The sequence below is a fragment of the Streptomyces griseiscabiei genome (assembly GCF_020010925.1).
Lineage (GTDB): Bacteria > Actinomycetota > Actinomycetes > Streptomycetales > Streptomycetaceae > Streptomyces > Streptomyces griseiscabiei.
The window spans coordinates 563,390-583,067 of record NZ_JAGJBZ010000003.1 but is presented as its reverse complement, the minus strand read 5'-3'; the positions used below and the strand labels follow the sequence as shown (position 1 = coordinate 583,067).

The 19,678-nt window shown below is 75.2% G+C and carries 11 protein-coding genes; 5 read left to right on the top strand and 6 right to left on the bottom strand.

The window, feature by feature from the left end; translation table 11 throughout:
* Positions 1-60: 60 nt before the first annotated feature.
* From J8M51_RS36405 to J8M51_RS36390, 4 genes are all read left to right on the top strand, one after another.
* Positions 61-888: an ABC transporter ATP-binding protein gene (locus J8M51_RS36405; protein ID WP_086759450.1), complete on the top strand. Its 828-nt coding sequence runs from the start codon at positions 61-63 to the stop codon at positions 886-888.
* Complete coding sequence (locus J8M51_RS36400; protein ID WP_267299798.1) at positions 882-2,975, top strand: ABC transporter permease; 2,094 nt, start codon at positions 882-884, stop codon at positions 2,973-2,975. The genes J8M51_RS36405 and J8M51_RS36400 overlap by 7 nt, the downstream gene beginning before the upstream one ends.
* Before the next feature lie 176 nt (positions 2,976-3,151).
* Positions 3,152-3,880, top strand: coding sequence for a Clp protease N-terminal domain-containing protein (locus tag J8M51_RS36395; protein ID WP_086763605.1), 729 nt, complete (start codon positions 3,152-3,154; stop codon positions 3,878-3,880).
* A 67-nt stretch (positions 3,881-3,947) separates the two neighbouring features.
* Positions 3,948-5,663: a bifunctional 3'-5' exonuclease/DNA polymerase gene (locus tag J8M51_RS36390; protein ID WP_267299797.1), complete on the top strand. Its 1,716-nt coding sequence runs from the start codon at positions 3,948-3,950 to the stop codon at positions 5,661-5,663.
* 128 nt (positions 5,664-5,791) lie between these two features.
* On the opposite strand, the gene J8M51_RS36385 is transcribed toward J8M51_RS36390, so the two are convergent.
* The 4 genes from J8M51_RS36385 to J8M51_RS36370 all read right to left on the bottom strand — a co-directional run bounded on the left by J8M51_RS36385 (position 5,792) and on the right by J8M51_RS36370 (position 13,133).
* Positions 5,792-9,007: an AfsR/SARP family transcriptional regulator gene (locus tag J8M51_RS36385; RefSeq protein WP_267299796.1), complete on the bottom strand. Its 3,216-nt coding sequence runs from the start codon at positions 9,005-9,007 to the stop codon at positions 5,792-5,794.
* Between the two features lie 283 nt (positions 9,008-9,290).
* A complete protein-coding gene (locus J8M51_RS36380; protein ID WP_086755867.1) occupies positions 9,291-10,190 on the bottom strand; it encodes a glycosyltransferase family 2 protein in 900 nt (299 codons plus the stop codon).
* A gap of 268 nt (positions 10,191-10,458) precedes the next feature.
* Positions 10,459-11,877, bottom strand: coding sequence for a Tat pathway signal sequence domain protein (locus J8M51_RS36375; protein ID WP_267299795.1), 1,419 nt, complete (start codon positions 11,875-11,877; stop codon positions 10,459-10,461).
* A gap of 326 nt (positions 11,878-12,203) precedes the next feature.
* Positions 12,204-13,133 (bottom strand): carbonic anhydrase, encoded by a 930-nt coding sequence (locus tag J8M51_RS36370; RefSeq protein WP_267299794.1) that lies wholly within the window; start codon positions 13,131-13,133, stop codon positions 12,204-12,206.
* 255 nt (positions 13,134-13,388) lie between these two features.
* Between J8M51_RS36370 and J8M51_RS36365 the strand changes: the two genes are divergently transcribed.
* Positions 13,389-15,893, top strand: coding sequence for a SpoIIE family protein phosphatase (locus J8M51_RS36365; protein ID WP_267299793.1), 2,505 nt, complete (start codon positions 13,389-13,391; stop codon positions 15,891-15,893).
* Positions 15,894-16,228: 335 nt separating this feature from the next.
* On the opposite strand, the gene J8M51_RS36360 is transcribed toward J8M51_RS36365, so the two are convergent.
* Together J8M51_RS36360 and J8M51_RS36355 are read right to left on the bottom strand one after the other, a co-directional pair.
* A complete protein-coding gene (locus J8M51_RS36360) occupies positions 16,229-18,781 on the bottom strand; it encodes an ABC transporter permease (RefSeq protein WP_267299792.1) in 2,553 nt (850 codons plus the stop codon).
* A complete protein-coding gene (locus tag J8M51_RS36355) occupies positions 18,778-19,560 on the bottom strand; it encodes an ABC transporter ATP-binding protein (protein ID WP_267299791.1) in 783 nt (260 codons plus the stop codon). The genes J8M51_RS36360 and J8M51_RS36355 overlap by 4 nt, the downstream gene beginning before the upstream one ends.
* Positions 19,561-19,678 lie beyond the last annotated feature (118 nt).

Here is a 19,678-nt window from a genome sequence, read left to right as displayed (position 1 = left end):
ACCCCCGGGACGCCCTCCAGTGGTCGTGTGCGGGCGGGGCGCGGACGGTTCGCTTGGAGCATGACCACGACAGGGGCAACAGAGGCAACAGCGACAGGCAGGACGGGGCTCGCGGCGGTACGCGTACGGGGCCTGCGGCGGTCGTACGGGGAGGTCGTCGCCCTCGACGGGGTGGATCTGGACTTCGGGGCCGGGACCTTCACGGCGGTGATGGGGCCCTCGGGGTCGGGGAAGTCGACGCTGCTGCAGTGTGCGGCGGGGCTGGACCGGCCGTCGGGCGGGACCGTGCGGGTCGACGGGGTGGAGCTGGCCGGGCTGGGCGAGCGGCGGCTGACGCTGCTGCGGCGGGAGCGGATCGGGTTCGTGTTCCAGTCGTTCAATCTGCTGCCCTCCCTCACCGCCGCGCAGAACGTCGCCCTGCCGCTGCGGCTCGCCCGGCGGCGCCCCTCGCGCGGGGCGGTGCGCGAGGCGCTGGCCCGGGTGGGGCTGGCCGAGCGGGCGGGGCACCGGCCGGCCCAGCTGTCCGGCGGGCAGCAGCAGCGGGTCGCGCTGGCCCGGGCGCTGATCACCCGCCCCGCCGTCCTCTTCGGCGACGAGCCCACCGGGGCGCTGGACACCACGACCAGCCGTGAAGTGCTGTGCCTGCTGCGGGAGTTGGTGGACCGGGAGGGGCAGACCACGGTGATGGTCACCCACGATCCGGTGGCCGCGTCCTACGCGGACCGGGTGGTGTTCCTGGTCGACGGGCGGGTCAGCGGCGAGTTGGTGCGGCCGTCGGCGCAGGGGGTGGCGGCCCATATGGCGGGGCTGGAACGGGACGCCGGCGCGGCCGGGAACGGAATCGGGAACGGCATCGGGAACGGGAACGACGGGGGTGTGACGTGCTGACGCTGTCGTCGTTGCGTACGCGGTGGGCCGCGCTGGTGGGGGCGTTCGTCGCGGTGGCGCTGGGGGTCGGGGTGATGGCGGCCATGGGGCTCGGGCTCGCGGCGACGCTCGATCCGCCCGCGCGTGCGCCGGAGCGTTTCGGGTCCTCCCCCGTCGTGGTGGCGGGCCTGGACCGGCTGACGGTGGAGGTGCGGCGGGGGCCGGGGACGGCCCGGGTGTCGCAGAAGCTGGCCCGTCCACACCCTGTGGACGGAGAACTGCTGGCCGAGCTGCGCCGGCTCGGGCCGGTGACGACGGACGGGACGGGGCGGACGGGGGCGAGGGACGCGGTCGGGGTGGACGCGCCCGCGGCCGGGGTGCGGGCCGTGGTCGGGGACCGGGCGCGCGTGCTGACCGGGGACGCGCGCCGGCAGGTGGATCCGGCGTACGAGCGGGACGCGGAGGCGCTGGTCGCCGTGAACTCGCTGCTGGGGACGGCGGGCGGGGTCACCACGTTCGTGTCGGTGTTCGTGACGGCGTCGACGTTCGCCTTCGTGGTGGCGCTGCGCAGAAGGGAGTTCGGACTGCTGCGGATGGCCGGGGCGACTCCGGGACAGGTCCGGCGGCTGCTGCTCGGGGAGGCCCTGGCGGTCGGGGTCCTGGCCTCCGCCGCCGGGTGTGCGCTGGGGGCGTGGGGAGCGCCCGTGCTCGTACGGGAGTTGGTGGACGGCGGGGTCGCGCCGACGTGGTTCGCGGTGCCGGACGGGGTGCTGTGGCCGTACCACGTGGCCTTCTGGACGGGTGTGTCGGTGGCGTTCGCGGGGGCGTGGACGGCAGCGCGGCGGGCCGGGCGGATCGGGCCCGTGGAGGCCCTGCGCGAGGCGTCCGTGGACACGGGGGTGCTGCCGCCCTCGCGCCGGGTGATCGGCTTCGCCCTGCTGGCGGGCGGAGTCGGGCTGCTGGCCTGGAAGCTGGGGACCGACCCCGCCGAACTGCTCAGGCGCAAGACGTACACCACCCAGCCGATGGTCCTGATCACGGCGGCTGCGGCGCTCGCGCCGCTGCTCGTCCGGCCGGTCGTACGGCTCGTGGGTACGGCGCTGCCCGGGGCCGCGGGGCTGCTGATCCGGGAGAACGCGGCCACCTCCGTACGCCGTACCGCCGCCGTCGCCGCGCCGGTGCTGGTGACCGTCGCGCTGGCCGGGTCGCTGCTGGGGGCCTCCGCGACGGTGGCCGGGGCGAAGGGCGCGGAGGCGGCGGCGCGGACCCGGGCGGACTTCGTGGTCACGGGTGAGCCGGAGAAGGGGTTCCGGCCGCCGGGCACGGCCGGGGCCGGGGCTGGGGCCGGGGCGACCGTGGCCGGGTCGGCGTCCACCGCCGTGTACACGGTCGAGGAGGGGACCGCGCTGGTGCGCTCCGAGGCGCGGGCGGTGACGGATGTGGCGGCCTTCGCGGCGGTGTCGCGGCTACCGGTGGTCGCCGGTGACCTGCGGGATCTCGACGATCGCTCGATCGTCGTGAACGAGGAGTGGGAGCGGCCCGAGGTCGGCCGGAGCGTGCGGGTGTGGCTCGGGGACGGGCGTCCGGCACGGCTGCGGATCGTGGCGGTGCTCGCGCGGGGCACCGGGGACAACGGCGCGTATGTGACGGCCGCGAACGCCGGCGGCGCCGTGGTGGACCGGGCCGAGGTGCGGGTGGGGCGCGGGGCGGACCGGGCGGAGGTCGCGGCGGCGCTGGAGCGGGCCGTGCCCGCGGGGACCGGCGGGACGGTCCGGTCGGCCGAGGAGTGGCTCGCGGCGAACCGTCCCGGCACGAAGGCGCACACCCGTCTCGGGTTCCTCCTGGTGCTGGGGATCGCCCTCGTGTACGCGGGGATCTCGCTGGCCGGGACGCTGCTGATGGCCACGTCGGCGCGGGGCACGGAGCTGCGGTCGTTGCGGCTGGCCGGGGCGACGCGGGGGCAGGTGCGGGTGGTCGTGGCGGGTGAGGCGTTGGTCGCTGCGGTGGTGGGGGCGTTGTTGGGGGTGGTGGTCACCGGGGTGAATCTGGCGGGCCTGGTGGGGGCGTTGGGGGTGGTGGGGGCGCCGGTGGTGGTGCCGTGGGGGTAGGGGGATCAGGGCGCCTTCTGGGGTGGGGGCTTTCGAGGAGCGCGTGTGCGGGTTCGTCGTGGCTGGTCGCGCAGTTCCCCGCGCCCCTGGGAAGCAGGGGCTGCGCCCCTTGCTTCCCAGTGCGCGGGTGTCAACTTCAGGTTGACACCCGCGCACTGTCAACCTACGGTTGACACATGACGACGAACCCGCGAGTCACCTCCTCCATCCGCCTCGACGAGCTCATCGAGGCCATCAAGAAAGTCCACCCGGAGCCGCTCGACCAGCTTCAGGACGCGGTGATCGCCGCGGATCACCTCGGTGAGGTGGCCGACCATCTGATCGGCCACTTCGTGGACCAGGCCCGGCGGTCGGGCGCGTCCTGGACGGACATCGGCAGGAGCATGGGAGTGACCCGGCAGGCCGCGCAGAAGCGGTTCGTGCCGAAGGGCGAGAACGATCTCGACGCGAGCCAGGGGTTCAGCCGCTTCACCCCGCGCGCCAAGAACGTGGTCGCCGCCGCGCACGACGAGGGCAAGGCCGCCGGTGCCGTCGAGGGCGTCCCCGCCCATCTCGTCCTCGGCCTCCTCGCCGAACCGGAGGGCCTCGCGGCCAAGGCGCTCACCGCCCAGGGCGTCTCCCCCGAGGCCGTGCGGCAGGCCGCCGCCGCCGTCCTGCCCCCGGCCTCCGCCGAGGTCCCCGAGCTCATCCCCTACAACGCCGAGGCCAAGAAGGTCCTCGAACTCACCTTCCGCGAGGCCCTGCGCCTCGGCCACAACTACATCGGCACCGAGCACATCCTGCTGGCCCTGCTGGAGTTCGAGAACGGCGAGGGAGTACTGAGCGGCCTGGGCGTGACCAAGGCGGCGACCGAGGCGGACGTGACCGAGGCGCTCCGGAAGATCGTGGAGGGCAAGCAGGTGTAGAGCCGGGAGCGGGGCGCCGGGTCGCGGCCGACCGGCGTTGTCAGACCCCCCTGGCACACTCGCGGACATGACCGATCGGTGGGCGCTCGCGATGGCCGAGGACGGGGGTGTGGAGGTCGCCCCGCTCGCAGCCGACGGCGCGCTCGCCGGGCCGGTGAGCCGGGAGGCGGATCCGGCCGAGGCCGTGCGGCGGCGGCCCGAGGTGGGCCGGTGGGTGTGGCGGGCCACCGGGGAGGTGTATCCGAGACTGCTCGCCGCGGGGGTGCGGGTGGAGCGGTGCTACGACGTGGAGGACGCCGAGAGTCTGCTGCTCGGGTACGAGGGGCGGCTCGGGGAGCCCCGCTCCGCCGCAGCCGCCCTCGCCCGGCTCCGGCACGCCCCCGTGCCGCCGGACCCGCCGCTGCGCTCGGCCGACCCCGGCGCCCAGCCGTCCCTGTTCGAGCCGCGCCCCGTGCACGTCCCCCTCGCCGACCTCGTCGAGGTGTACGCGGACCAGCAGCGGCGGCACGACGCCACCGCCCACCCGGACCGGATGCGGCTGCTCACCGCCGCCGAGTCGGCCGGGATGCTCGTCGCCGCCGAGCTGAACCGTACGGGCCTGCCGTGGCGGGCCGACGTACACCGGGAGGTGCTGCACGAACTGCTCGGCGAGCGCTACCCCGGCGGCGGTGAGCCGCGCCGGCTGGCGGAGCTGGCCGTCGAGGTGTCCGACGCCTTCGGGCGGCGGGTGCGGCCCGATCTGCCGGCCGATGTCGTCAAGGCCTTCGCACAGGCCGGGGTACGGGTGAAGTCCACCCGGCGCTGGGAGCTCGAAAGCGTCGACCATCCGGCCGTGAAACCGCTTCTCGCCTACAAGAAGCTCTATCGGATCTGGGTCGCCCACGGCTGGTCCTGGCTGCAGGACTGGGTCCGCGACGGCCGCTTCCGGCCCGAGTTCCTCGCGCACGGCACCGTCACCGGGCGCTGGGTCACCAACGGCGGTGGCGCGCTCCAGATCCCCAAGGTGATCCGCCGCGCCTGTGTCGCCGACCCGGGCTGGCGGCTCGTCGTCGCCGACGCCGACCAGATGGAGCCGCGTGTGCTGGCCGCCGTCTCCCGCGACCCCGGGCTCATGGAGGTCGCGGGCCGCCCCGGCGACCTCTACCAGGCCGTCTCCGACCGCGCCTTCTCCGGGGACCGGGAGCAGGCCAAGCTCGCCGTGCTCGGCGCCGTGTACGGACAGACCTCCGGGGACGGCCTCAAGAACCTCGCCGCGCTGCGCCGCCGGTTCCCCCACGCCGTGCGGTACGTCGACGAGGCGGCCCGCGCGGGCGAGGAGGGCCGGCTCGTCCGGACCTGGCTCGGGCGTACGTGCCCGCCGGCGGCCGGGGCGTCCGACGCGGCGGCCGAGGAGGCGGGCATCCCCCAGGGCGACCCCGACGTCGACCCCCATGAGCAGGGGCGCGGTCAGGGCCGGGGGGACGAGTGGGTGCCGGGGTACGCCTCCGGCAACTCCCGCGCCCGGGGCCGTTTCGCCCGCAACTTCGTCGTCCAGGGCAGCGCCGCGGACTGGACCCTGCTCCTGCTCGCCGCGCTGCGCCGGGCGCTCGACGGGATGGCCGCGGAGCTGGTCTTCTTCCAGCACGACGAGGTGATCGTGCACTGTCCGGCGGAGGAGGCGGAGGCGGTGGTGGCGGCGATCCGGGAGGCGTCGGAGCTGTCGGGGCGGCTGACGTTCGGGGAGACGCCGGTGCGGTTTTCTTTTTCCACGGCGGTGGTGTCGTGCTATGCGGATGCGAAGTGAAGGGGGTCGGGGGCGCCTTTCGGGGTGGGGGCTGTGGGTTTCGTCGGCGGGTGCGGGTGAGTGGGGCTTCTCGCGCGGTTCCCCGCGCCCCTGGACAGCGGGGCTGCGCCCCCTGCTGTCCAGAAGGCCTAGGAGGACCGGTCCTTCAGTAGCTCTCTCAGGTCCACCGCCACCGTCGAGTCCGTGTCGTCCAGGATCTCCTGGGCGCGCTCCCATTCGTGGTAGGCCTCCTCGTCCTGGCCGTCGGCGCGGAGGAGGAGGCCGCGCTGATGGCGGGCGAGGCCGATGGCGTACTGGTCGGCGCGGCGTTCGGCGAGGTCGAGGAGGACGGCGCACTCGTGGGAGGCCCGGTCCGTGCGGCCCAGCTCGCGCAGCGCCCGGACCAGGCCGAGCCGGGACTTGGACTCGCCCTGCCAGTCCTCCTCGCCGCCGAGGATGCGCAGGCTCTGCTCGAAGTGGCGTACGGCGGCGGCCGGTTCGCCGAGGCGGAGGTGGGCGTAGCCGATGTTGCAGTGCGCGGTGTGCCGTACGACGAGGCTGTCGGCGATCTCGCCCAGCGCCAGGCTGCGTTCGTGGTGGGCGATGGCGGCCCGCGCGTCGGTGTGCTTGTACAGGTTGCCGAGGTGGCTGAAGGTCACCGCCTCGCCGTACGGGTCGCCGAGCTGCCGGGACAGTTCCAGGCTCTGCCGGAGCGTCTCCTCGCTCTCCTCGTAGCGGCCGAGGCTCTCCAGGACGAGCCCCCGGTTGTTCAGGCACCGCCGTACGCACGAGACGACCCCGAGGCGCCGCCACAGGGTCAGGCCCTCGTCGTTGAGGGCGAGCGCCTCCGAGGCGCGGCCGGACATGAAGTGCAGCCCCGCCCGGTCGGTGAGCGCGAACGCCTCGGCCTCGTCGTCCCCGAGCGACCTCGCCACGTCCAGGGCGAGCCGCCCGAGCACGTCCAGCTCGGCGAGCCGCCCGCTCCGGTGCAGATAGGGGAAGAGATGGCGGACGAGAGCGGGGACGAGTGCCATCGCCGCCGGGCCGCCGCCTCCGGTGCCGACGCCGGTGCGACCTCCGGTGCCGTCGCCGTGTGCGCGGGCGCAGCGTTCCACCAGGGCGACGATGTTGGGGAGTTCACGGTCGCCCCAGGCGAAGGCCGCCTCGGCGGAGGTGGGTTCGGTGGGGCGCGGGTCCGGTGCGGACGCGGTCGCGCGCAGGCGTTCGTCGCGCTCGTAGCCGGGTGGGAGCATCACCAGCAGGCTCTGCCGGGCGTGTCCGGAGTACCAGCTCAGGGCCTGTCCGACGGCCTCGGCGGTGTCGGCCGGGCCGGCGAGTTCACGGGCGAAGTGGCGGACCAGGTCGTGGGGGACGTAGCGGCCGTACGTCGTCTCCTCCAGCAGGGCCACGTCGACCAGGCGGTCGAGGGCGGCCTCGGCACGGAACTCGTCGGTGCCGGTGAGGCGGGCGAGGAGCGGCGCGCCGTACGCGGGCAGGTCCAGGGCTCCGATGCGGCCGAGGGCGTGGGCGGCGTCGCGGTCGGCCTCGCGGTCGGAGGCGCGCAGGGCCTCGTGGGCGACGGCGAGGGAACGGCGGACGCTCAGGTCGTCGTATTCGAGGTGGCGCAACCGCCCTTCCGTGGCGGCCAGTTGACCGGCCAGGGCGTCCGGGGTCAGCGCCCGGCGGGCGGCGAGGCGGGCCGCGACGACCCGGAGGGCGAGCGGGAGACGGCCGGTCAGCTCGACGAGGGGGTGCGCGGCGTCCAGCCCGGCGGCGCGGCCCGACGCGGCGCGCAGCAGGGCCGCGCTCTCGTCGTCCGACAGCGGGGCGAGCGGGAGGCGGTGGGCGCCGTCCAGGGCGGTGAGCGGGGAACGGCTCGTCACGATCACCGCGCAGCCGGGGCCCGCGGGGAGGAGAGGGCGTACCTGGGCGGCGTTCGCGGCGTCGTCCAGGACCATCAGGGTGCGGGTGGGGGCGAGGGTCGAGCGGAGCAACGCGGCGGCGGCGTCCGGGTGTTCGGGGACGCGGCGCGGCGCGGTGCCGAGGTCCCGCAGGAGCGCGGCGAGGGCCTGGGCGGGGGCGAGAGGGGTCATGCCCGGGGTGGCGCCGTGGAGGTTGATGTACAGCTGGCCGTCCGGGAAGTGGTCGGCGAGGTCGTGGGCGAGGTGGAGGGCGAGGGCGCTCTTGCCGACGCCGGCCATGCCGCTGATGACTGCCGTCGGCGAGGCGGGGCGCCTGGCGGCTCCGGGGTTCGGGTGTGTGGGCGGGTGCGGGTGTGTGGGCGGGTGCGGGTCCGGTGGGGGCTGGTCGCGCAGTTCCCCGCGCCCCTGAAAAGCCGGGGCGCGGGTCTCGTCGTACGTGTACGTACGCAATGTCCTCCGCAGCTCCGCCAGCACCTCCCCCCTGCCCGTGAAGTGGGCCGGCGGCGGCGGGAGTTGGGCCGGGCGGGGCGGGGGGTCGGCGGTGGTGGCCTCGGGTGAGGGTCCCTGGGCGTGGTCCTCGGGTTCCCGCAGGATCTCCACGTGGGCCTCGCGTACGGCCGGGCCCGGTTCCACGCCGAGTTCGTCGAGGAGGCGGGCGCGGAGGTCGCGGTGGACGGCGAGGGCCTCGGCCTGGCGGCCCGTGCGGTGCAGGACGAGCATGAGGAGGCGGTGGAAGGCCTCGCGGAGGGGGTGTTCGGCGACGAGGGCGGCGAGTTCGGGGGCGAGCGCGCCGAGCGCGTGCGCCCCGCCGCCCTCCCCGCCCGCCGCGCCGCTCTCCCCGTCCGCTCCGCCGGTCTCCGCCTCCGCCCCGCCGGATTCCCCGTCCCTCAGGTCGGCCGCGAGGTGGAGTGTGGCGTCGTACCGTCGCTCCAGGAGCAACAGCCGGGCCTCCTCCAGGCGTTGGACGAAGGCCTGGGCGCGGAACTCCTCGACCGCCAGACCGCCGAGCGGTGTCCCGCGCCAGAGGGCGAGCGCGGCGGCGGACTCGCGCAGCGTCCGGACCCAGTCCCGCGCGGCGTGCGCGGCGCGTGCGGCGCGGGCGTGGGCCTCGAAGACGCGGACGTCCAACTCGCCCTCGTCGACCCGCAGGAGATAGCCCGGCGGGATCGCGCGCAGCCGCTCGGGGTCGTCCAGCAGCCTGCGCAGCCGGGTCACGTGGTTCTGCAGGGACGCCTGCGCGGACGGCGGGGGCGCCGCGTCCCACAGCACGTCCTTGAGGGTGTCGACGGACACGACCCGCCCGGGTTCGAGCAGCAGGGCGACGAACAGGGCGCGCATCTTGCCGCTGCCGACGGACCGCGCGCCGCCGGCAGCGCCCATGGTGTCCCCGGTCCCGTACAGAACCGGCGGACCGAGCAGTCCGAACCGCAGCCCGTCCCGCATAGAACCCGTCCGTCGCCTTCCCGCACCGTCGTTCCGGGCCCGCCCCGCGGCGGCCCGGCGCCGCCTCCCGTACGGCTCCCCGTGGAACCGTTGGGCTCATGTTAGCGATCCGTTGGCGGGACCTGATGTGATCACTTCATCGGATCCGGCGACGACGGCGCACGCGTGGTACGCGTAGCTCGGGGGAGTGACGCCGCCGCCGCCGGATCCGAGAACGGCTCAGAGCGCCGTGCTCCGGTCCACGGGGGTGGACGACCGGGGCGCGGCGCTCTGTCGCGATCCGTCAGAGGATCGGCGGCCTGCCCAGCCGCGTCAGGCGCCACACGGTCCGCCAGCTCATGGGCCGGCGCTCGCCGCCCGACTCGCGCCAGCCCTCGACGAAGCCGCCGAACCACGCCTTCAGTCCGCCGGCCGAGCGCGTCCGCAGCAGGGTGATGAGGACCCACACGCCCAGGTGGACGGGGATGAGCGGCAGCGGGAGGCGGCGGCGGGCGAGCCAGACGCGGTTGCGGGCGTTGACCCGGTAGTAGATCGCGTGCCGGGCGGGCGAGGTCTTCGGGTGCTGGAGGAGCAGTTCGGGGGCGTACAGCACGGTCCAGCCGGCGTCGAGCGCCCGCCAGGCGAGGTCGGTCTCCTCGTGCGCGAAGAAGAACTCGGCGGCCCAGTCGCCCGTCTCGCCGAGCATGGCCATGGAGAGGGCGTGTCCGCCGCCGAGGAAGCCGGTGACCGGGCCGCCGCGCATCGGGTCCTTGGCCCCGACCCTCGGCACATGCCGCCGCTGGGTCTCGCCGTGCTCGTCGGCGATACGGAAGCCGACGACGCCGAGGCGGGGATCGGCGGCGTACAAGTCCCGTACACGGCGCAGCACATCGGCGTCGACGAGCAGACCGTCGTCGTCCAGTTCGACGACCACGTCGACGTCCCCGAACTCCCGCAGCCGCTCGATGGCGACGTTCCGGCCGCCGGGGCAGCCCAGGTTCTCGTCCACCTCGACGAGGGTGACCTCGCCCGGCAGGCCGAGCCGTTCGGCGAACTCGGGGAGCGGGCAGCCGTTCCCGACGACGACGATCCGTTCGGGTGCGATGTCCTGCTTGGCCACGGAGGCGAGCAGCGCGTCCACCTCGGCGGGCCGATTGCCCATCGTCACCACGGCGACAGCGACCCGAGGCCCGGCCTCCACCACGACACCAACCCCATCCCGTACCCGGACCGCCGACGACCGGCAGGCCGACGACCGCCGGCGCTCATCCCATTTTCCACCGACTGTTTACGGCCGGGATGCTAGTCGTTCATGTCGGGGACCACGCACCGCGGCCTCGAACACGCTGCCCGGCCACCTCCCGTACGCCCTTGGATACGGGCCCGGGCCCCCTCCCCGACCGGTCGTTCCCGGCCATTCCCCGCCGCTCCCCCGCCCCGCGCGTCCGCGTACGGGCCGGCGGCCGCCGGTGTCAGGCCCGCAGCGGGTTCGAGCGCACCGCCGCCATCAGGTACCAGGCCGTCGCGCCCGTGTGGCGGTACGGGTAGTAGCCGAAGCCGAACCCCGTGTCGAGGGGGCTGCTGGCCGAGACGACTCCGGACCGGGCGGGGAGGGCACGGCCGCCGACGGTCTGGTCGGTGCCGAGGAGGTCCTGGGCGCGTTCGAGGGAGGCGAGCAGGCGCCGGGCGCTCCTCTCGTCGCCACGCGCGCCCCGGTCGCGCAGGGCGAGCGCGAGATGCGCGGTGCCCTCGAACCAGACGCCGTTGCGGTTCGGCCTGGGCTGGAACTCGGCGATGGGCGCGTCCTCGTTCGCCAGCAGACTGGCGGAGCTGAAGGTGACACCCTCGTACGACTGCCCGGCCGGGACCGTGCTGTTGCGGCGCTCGGCGTGGTCGAGGACGGCCAGTTCGCGGGCCGCCCAGTCGAGCGAGCGGGAGTGGCGCTCCGAGTCGAGCGCGAGATGGGTCCAGGTCTGGGTGTCCTCGGGGATCGGCGACTTGTTGACGGTGACACCGTCGTTGGTGCCGGTGTAGAAGAACCCCCCGGACGACGACCCCCGCCCCTGGGGCGGCTCCCACATCCGGCGCACGAACGCCTCGGCCCGCGCCCGGCGCTCGCCCCACACCCGGTCGCCGGTGAGCCGGGCGAGGCGCCCGAACAGGCAGACCAGGTCGGTGTTGTGCTCGGTCGAGGTGAACGGCAGTCTCTCGTTCGCCCCGTTCACGCCGAACTTGTAGCCGCCGAGGGGCTCGTCGGTACGGCCGGTCCGCTCGATCCACTCCCCGATCCGCACCGCCGCGGCGAGGAACCGCCGGGCCCCGGTCCGCCGGGCCAGCGCGCTCAGCGCGATCCCCGCCCAGGCCATGTCGCCCACGGCCGTCCCCGTGAACCCGAACTGGGTGCCGACGTTGGCCGTCCCGTCCGCCCGCACGAACCCGTCCGGCTGCGGTACGCCGTCGTAGTAGACGTACGGCCCGACGTTGTACGCCTGGCGCAGCCGGCCGTCGTCGTACGCCGGGTCGTGCTCCTGGGCGTAGATCAGCGCGTCCCCGAGCGCCACCGCCCTGGCCCGGCCGTCCGCCGTGCCCACGGCGAGGTGGGCGAGGACCGCGAGCGCGTTGTCGTAGGTGAAGGCCGTGCTGAACAGGCCCGCCTGGTCGGTGTAGCTCTGGGTCAGCCGGACGGTGCCGTGGTCGGGGTAGGCGTCCATGGCGGCGGCGAGGAAGGCCTGTCCACGCCGTCGGGCCGTGCTCCCGGACGGCCCCGGTGCCGCCCCGGACGCCGCGTGGGACGGGCCCGCGCCGGCGACGGTGAGCGCCGCGGCGGCCCCGAGGCCGGTGCCGAGGAGGGTGCGGCGGCTGACCGCCGGGCTGCCTTGTCTGCCGGTCATGGGTCTCCTTCGGAGGGGTGCGGTGCGCGTACCGGAGTGTGGGGGCACGCGGGGAGCGGCGCGTTGAGAGCGCTCTCAAGCGGGTGGCGCGCTCATTCTGCTGGTGCGCCCGGGGCGGGTCAACGCCCGTGCCGCCGCCGGCGGTTGACGGGGGCGCCGACCGACGCTGCCGGTTGAGGGGGCGCCGGGGACAGGAGGCGGGCCGGGGGCGGAGCGCGGACGTCCCGCGCACCTCACGGGTGCGCGGGACGTCGTACGGGATCCTGGGCCCCCGGTGCGCGGACTCCGCTGCGCGGCCCCTGCCCCCGGATCCCGGAACCGCGAGGTCAGTCCTCCACGACCGTGACCTCGCGGTCGTTCAGCGGCTGGGTCGGCCGGTTGCTCTTCGGGAACAGTTCCTTGTAGGCGGCCACCTCGTTCGCCGCGACGGCGATCTCGTCCTTCAGCACGGTCCACTTGACGCCCTCGGCACAGGCCGGGGTGGTGAGGGAGCCGTCGTACCGGTACTGGTCGCGGTCGTCGGGAAGGAACGCGGTGAGGTCGAAGGCCGTGCCGATCTTCACGGTGGCGCCCTCCTCGGCGGGCAGCTTCGCGAACAGGTCACCGAAGGGCGACCTGTCGTCGTGGCCGCCGCTGCCGCCGTTGTCGCTCTCGCCGTTCCCGTCGTCGGAGTCCTGCTCCATCAGCACGCCGACGACGGCGAGTTTCCCGTCCTTGTCCGCGTGCACGAAGTGGACCTCCATCTCGGCGTGCTCACCGTCCTCGGTGTGCTCGCTCGGGAGGTGGAAGTGGAACTGCTTGAGGTCGTACGCGGTGCCGTCGAGGACGATCCGGCCGCCCTCGGAGACGTTCGCCTGGACGGTGTGGCCGTTGTTGACCAGCTCGGCCGTGACGGGCCGGTAGTCGATGGTGACGGCCGTGTTCACCGGCGCGTCGACCGCCTTGTCGTCGTCCAGGTCGATCGGGGACTGCTCCTTGCCCGTCTCGCACTTCTCGAAGTCCTCGGAGAGGGTCGCCCAGTTCGCGGGACCGTCGGCGCCCTCGTACCCCCAGTGGACGCCCTCCTTCTTCTCGTCGGCCTTCGCGTCGTCCTCGGCCGCCGCCTCCGCCTCGGGCCGGGGCTGGGGCGAGGCGTCGACGGTCACGGCGCCCTTCGCCTCCGTACCGCCGTCGCCGCCGGCGCAGGAGGTGACCGTGAGGAGGGTGAGGGCGGTGACTCCCGCCAAGGCGGCCGTGCGTATGACGCGGGAAGACATGCTGGGTGCACCTCGCGGAGGTCGGCTGGACGTGGGGGTTCGGCGGCCCGTCGGGCGTTCCGACGGGTGCCGCACACCACTGTTCGATCCGGTCGAACAACGCGGGGACAGGGGAGGGACAGGAGGGAGCCAGGCAAGGTAAGAGCGCGTACAACTTTGGGTCCGCGCTCTCCCATCGAGCGGCGATCGATCCGAGTTGTCCGTTTTTGGCGCAGCGCGCAGGCTGAGGTCTATGAGTGACACGGCCGGCGCCCAGTGAGCGGGGACGGATCGGGGACGGACAGGGCCGGTCCGGCTTCCGCTCCGGCGTACGGTCGCTCCCCGTACCCGGACGCGCCCGCCACGGCGACCGTCGGTCCCGGGGGCCTCGTCACGGGCTGGAGCGAGGGGGCCCGGCGGCTGCTCGGCCACCGCGCCGCCGAGGTGGTGGGGCGGGCCGCGGCCGAGCTGGTGGCCGGGTACGACGGACCGGACCTCCCCACGGGGCGGGGCGGCACCGGCACAGGCACCGGCACCGGCACCGCGGTACTCCGTCACCGGGACGGGCACCCCGTCCGGCTGACCCTGAGCTGGTCGGCCTCGCTGGGGGGTGAGGGGGAGGTGCGGGGGTATGTCGTCACGGCCGGCGCGGGGGCCTCAGGGGCGGAGGGGTCCACCGGGGGCTCCGGGGGTCCCCGATCCGCCGAGCCCTCGGGGACGGTTCGTGGACGTCAGGTCGTCGGGTGGTCGCAGGATCAGTCGCCGTTGGGCATGTCGATGTTCACCGAGGGGCCGGAGGGGTGGCGGCGGGATCCGGTGCTGTCCGGGGGCTCCCCCGGCGCGACGGGCGAGGCAGACACTGCGGGAGGGGCAGGCACTGCGGGCGAGGCGGGGCTGCTGCCGCTCGTGCGGCGGGTGGCCGCGGAGGGGCGGCCGATGCGGCACGAACGCATCGCGCCCGGCCCGTTCTCCTCCCGTCAGCAGGCCTGGGTCACCGAGCTGTGGCCGGTCCGGGACCCCGCCACGGACCAGGTGTGCGCCGTCGGCACGGCGACCTTCGACAGCAGCGAGGAGCACTGGGCGAGACAGCGCCTGGCCCTGCTGAACGAGGCCGGCAGCCGGATCGGCAGCACCCTGGACGTGATGCGCACGGCCCAGGAACTGGCCGATCTGGCGGTCCCCCGGCTCGCCGACTTCGTCAGCGTGGACCTCCTCGACTCGGTCCTGCGCGGCCGGGAACCGGTGCCGGGCCCGCTCGACACCGCCGTCGCGCTGCGCCGCGCCGCGCACCAGTCCACGTACGAGGGCGTACCGGAGGCGGCCGTACCGCTCGGCGGGATCGACTCCTATCCCCCGTTCTCACCGCCCGCCCGCGCACTCGCCTGTGGGAAACCGCTGATCAGCGGGGTGGACGACCCGGAGTACCAGCGGTGGGTCACGGAGGACGGGGCGCGCAGGGAGCATGTGCGGCGGTTCGGGTTCCACTCGGTCATGGCCACCCCGCTGCGGGCCCGGGGGATCACGCTCGGCGTGGCGTTCCTCGCCCGCCGCAACGGCTCGAAACCCTTCGAGCAGGACGACCTGGTGCTCGCGGAGGAGCTCGCGGGCCGGGCGGCCGTGGGCGTGGACAACGCGCGCCGGTACACGCTCGAACGCACCAACGCGCTCACCCTGCAACGCAGTCTGCTCCCGCGCGAGCTGCCGGAGCAGGCGGCGGTCGAGGTGGCGTACCGCTATCTGCCGGCCGGTTCGGGGGCGGGGGTCGGCGGCGACTGGTTCGACGTGGTGCCGCTCTCCGGCACCCGGGTCGCCCTGGTCGTCGGCGATGTCGTCGGGCACGGGCTGCACGCCTCCGCGACCATGGGCCGGCTGCGCACGGCGGTCCGTACGCTCGCCGACGTCGACCTCCCGCCGGACGAGCTGCTCACCCACCTCGACGACCTGGTCACCCACCTCACCTACGACGACGGGAGCATCCCCGAGGACCTGGAGATGCCGTCCGCGTCCGAGATCGGCGCCACCTGTCTCTACGCCGTCTACGACCCGGTCTCACGGGTCTGCGCCCTGGCCAGCGCGGGCCATCCGCCGCCGGTGGTGCTGTATCCGGACGGCACGGTGGAGGTGGTGCGGCTGTCGCCGGGGCCACTGCTGGGGGTCGGCGGGCTGCCGTTCGAGTCGACCGAGGTGGAACTGCCCGAGGGCAGCCTCCTCGCGTTCTACACGGACGGGCTGGTGGAGGCCCGCGACCAGGACATCGGGCGGGGCCAGGAGCGGCTGTGCGAGGCCCTCGCCTCCCCCGGCCCGTCCCTGGAGGACACCTGCGACACGGTGCTCGGGGCGCTGCTGCCCGAGGCGCCCGCCGACGATGTGGCGCTGCTGCTCGCCCGTACCCGCGCGCTGCACACCGACCAGGTCGCCACGTGGTCCCTGCCGTCCGACCCGGCGGTCGTCGCGGAGGCACGCGCGCGGGCCTCCCGCCAACTGGCCGCGTGGGGGCTGGAGGAGGCGGCGTTCGTCACCGAGCTGGTGGTGAGCGAGCTGGTCACCAACGCCATCCGCTACGGCGCCGTCCCCATCGGTCTCCGGCTCATCCGCGACCGCACCCTCATCTGCGAGGTCTCCGACGCGAGTTCCACCGCGCCCCATCTGCGCCGCGCCCGCGCCTACGACGAGGGCGGCCGGGGCCTGCACATGGTCGCCCGCCTCACCCAGGGCTGGGGCACCCGCCAGACCTCCACCGGCAAGACCATCTGGGCCGAACAGCCCCTCCCGACCGGCTGACCCGCCTGTGGCCGGCCCGGGCGGGGGCGACTCCTGCGGACGCGTCAGGAGGGGGTGGTTCTTCGGTGGCGCGGGCCTCGGCGGGGCCTCGGCGGCGGGGAGCCCCCGCCGGGAGGGGGACGGCGACTTCGTCGGCAGGAGGGCTTCCCTCGCGCGGCAGGGCGGTACCCCTCGCCAGGGGACGGTGGCCACATCGGCGGATGGGTTCTCGGCGGCGAGGCCCCGTCGGGCCGGGAACGGCGGCCTCGCCGACGCTCTCTCCTCTCCGACAGCCCCTCGCCGGCGCCCTCCACTCGAACCCTCCCCGGCCCGTCCCCTCCCCTCCCCTCCCCCGGCTACTCCGTCCGCAGTGCCGTCGCCGTGGGCGTCCTCGCCGCCCAGCCGGCCGGGAGCAGTGCGCCCGTCACGGCGATGACGAGGCCGCCGAGGGCGAGGGCGGTGAGGGCGGGGAGGCCGTACACGGCGAGGTGGGCGGGTGGGAGGGTCATGCCGACGGCGTCGGCCATGAAGGGGGTGACGGCCCGGTGCAGGGCGATCCCGGCCGGTACGGCCACCAGCCCCGCGAGCAGGCCGACCCCGGCGACGGACGTCACGACCATGGCGACGGTCTGGCGGGGTGTCATGCCGAGGGCCTTGAGGACGCCGAGGTCGTGGACGCGGTCGCGGGTGTCGAGGACGACCGTGTTCAGGACGCCCAGCCCGGCGACCACGACGAGCATCAGCGTGAGCATCCCGATCAGCGCGTCCATGGCCACGATCACGCTGGAGGAGTCACCCGTGTCCCCGTGGGCGAAGGCACCGAGACCCGCGTCGTCGAGGGCACGGTTCAGCCCGTCCAGGTAGCGGGCCGGGTCCGTGCCGGGCGCCATCCGTACGTGGAACCGGCCCGGCGACGCCCCCTCCCCCAGCCCGAGTTCGGTGAGCGTGGCCGTCGAGGTGAGCAGCACCATCCCCTCGCCCTGGGTGAAGAAGGCCTCGCCGACGATCCGTACGGTGGCCCGGCGGCCCTGGTCCGTGAGGGTCACCGTGTCCCCCACCCCGATCCCGGCGGCCGTCAGGAACCGCCCGGTGACCACGGCCTGGCCCGGCCCGTCGAGCCAGTGCCCCGAGACCAGCCCGGGAGCGCCCCACGCCGAGTCGCCCTCGTACGCCACGACGGTCGTCGCGCCGGTGACCCCCGAGGCGCCGACCTGGGCCTGCGCGGTGCCGTAGAACCGTTCGGTGCCGTCCTGGGCCCGGAGCACGGCCGCCACCGCCGCCGGATCGGCCTTCTCCGCCGCCCGGCCGCCCCCGTCCGCCGGTACGACGTCCGCGCCGGGCGGCCCCTGCCCGCCGCCGGACTCCACGACGGCCGATCCGGCCGGGTCGAGCATGCGGCCCTCCTGGACCGCGCCCAGCGTCAGCGCGAGCCCCACGGCGAACGTGACGGACACGGCGCCGAAGGCGACCGCCGCGCCCACCGTCGCCGCCCGCGCGGGCCGGGCGAACGGATACGCCAGCCCCAGCCCCAGGGCCCGCGGCAACGGCAGCCGGGCGGCGAGTCGCGCGGTGAGTCGTACGGCGGTGTACCGAGCCGCGGCGAAGCGGCCCGCCGGGAACCCTCGCGGGGACCTCCGCGTCGACCGTCCACGGTCCCGCCCGGTCTCGCCCCGGGCGGTCCCCCTGGCCCCGCCCCCGACGGCGATCGCCTCCACCGTCCGCAGCCGGCCGGCGCGCAGGGCGGGCAGCACGGCCGCGCAGGCGACCAGCAGGAGCGCGGCGCCGGGGACGGCGACGTCCACCCACACCGGAATCCCCCCGGCCGGCGCGCCGAACGCCTCCCCGACCTCGTGCAGCACCGGCACGGCCAGCGCGTTGCCGAGCGCCACCCCGAGGACACAGCCGACCACCGCCGGCAGCAACGCCTGTGCCACATAGGCCCGGACGACCTGCGCGGGCGTGAACCCGAGCGCCTTGAGCACACCGATGCGCCGGGTCGCCGCCCCCACGGCCCCACCGACCACGATCCCGATCACCAGCACCGACAGACACAGCCCGAGCACGCCGAAGGCCGCCAGGAACGGCACGAAGGCCAGCGCGTTCGCCGTCTCCCCCTGCCGCACCGTCAGATACGACCGCGCCCCGCTCAGCGCGCCCTCCGGCACGGCCGCCACGATCGCGGCCCGCGCGGCGGCGATGTCGTCCTCGGTGGCGGCGTCCCGGAAGCGGTAGAGCATCTCGTACGAGGCCCCGGCGCCCGCACGGCCACCCGTATCCCCCGTGCTCCCGGCGCCCTCCCCCGCCGGTCCCGCCGTCAGCCCCTCCGCGAGCCCCTCCGCCTGGGCAGGAGTGACCCAGGCGTCCCCGGTGCCGGTGACCGAGCGGGCGATGCCGACCACGGTCAGGGTCGGGCTCCCCGGCGCGTCGGGGAACGTCAGGCGGGCGCCCGGCCGCACGGGTGCGCTGCCGGTGGCCAGGACGATCTGGCCGGGCCGGGTGGCCCACTCGCCCTCGGTCAGGTCGATCTCGTCGACGGGCCCGCCCGCGTCCTTCCGCCCGACGACGGTCAGCGGGGGCAGATCCACCCCGGCCGGCACGAAGTCGGACCCCGTGACGGTCCGGGGCCGTACCGAGACGACCGGGAAGGGCCCGGCCACGGCGGTCACCCCGGGGACCTCGGCGGTCGCCGCGAGCCGTGCCGCCGTCACCCTCGTCCCGTCGAACTGCCCGGTCAGATGCGCGCCCCGCCGCTCCGCGAAGGCCCGTTCGAAGGGCGCCCGCGCGGCGACGAGCAGCCCGACCGCCAGCACCGACGCGGTCACGGCCATCAGCGTCGTCAGCACCATCACCACGGTCGGCACCCGCCGCCGCGTCACCCCGGCCCGCACCACCCGCCCGAGCGCGCTCACCGGTCCACCACCGTCGTGTCGCGCACGGCGTCACCCGGTGTGTCGGCCACCGGGCCACGCACCACGTCCCGCACGATCCGGCCGTCGACCAGCTCCACCGTCCGGTTCGCGCAGGACTCGGCGAGGCGCGGGTCATGGGTGACGAGGACGATCGTCTGTCCGTCCGCGTGGAGTTCGGTGAGGAGGGCACGGACGTCGTCGCCGGACGCGGTGTCGAGCGCGCCGGTGGGTTCGTCGGCGAGGAGCAGGGCCGGGCGGTTCATCAACGCACGTGCCACGGCGACCCGTTGCCGTTCGCCGCCCGACAACCGCCCGGGATACGCGTCGGCGTGCCGGTCGACGCGGAGGTACTCCAGCAGTCCCGCCGCCCGCCGCCGGGCCTCCGCCCCGCCCATGCCCGCCAGTTGGGCGGGCAGCAGCACATTGTCGACGACGCTCAGGTCGTCCAGCAGGTTGAAGAACTGGAAGACCATCCCGACCTTGGCCCGCCGGTACCGCGCCGACCCGGCCTCCCCCAGCCGGTCCACCCGCACCCCGTCGACCGTGACGCTCCCCGAACTCGGCCTGTCCAGCCCGGCGATGAGGTTGAGCAGCGTCGACTTGCCGCTCCCCGACGGCCCGACGACACTCACCGCCTCCCCGGCCCGCACCCGCAGCGAGACCCCGTCGAGCGCGGGCGGCCCCTCACCTCCGTACGCCCTGCTCACCTCATGGATGTCGATGACGGGCGCGGCGGCGGTGCCGGACGCGGCGGTGGACGGGGTCGTGGTGGTGCCCACGGAGCCTCCCCAGAACGGTGGTTGACGTGTCGCCCCGACGCTAGGGACGACCCCCGCCCCCGGTCGTCGCCCTCTGCGGCGAACCCCGCTGCCGTACCGGACGTACCCCGCGCGCACG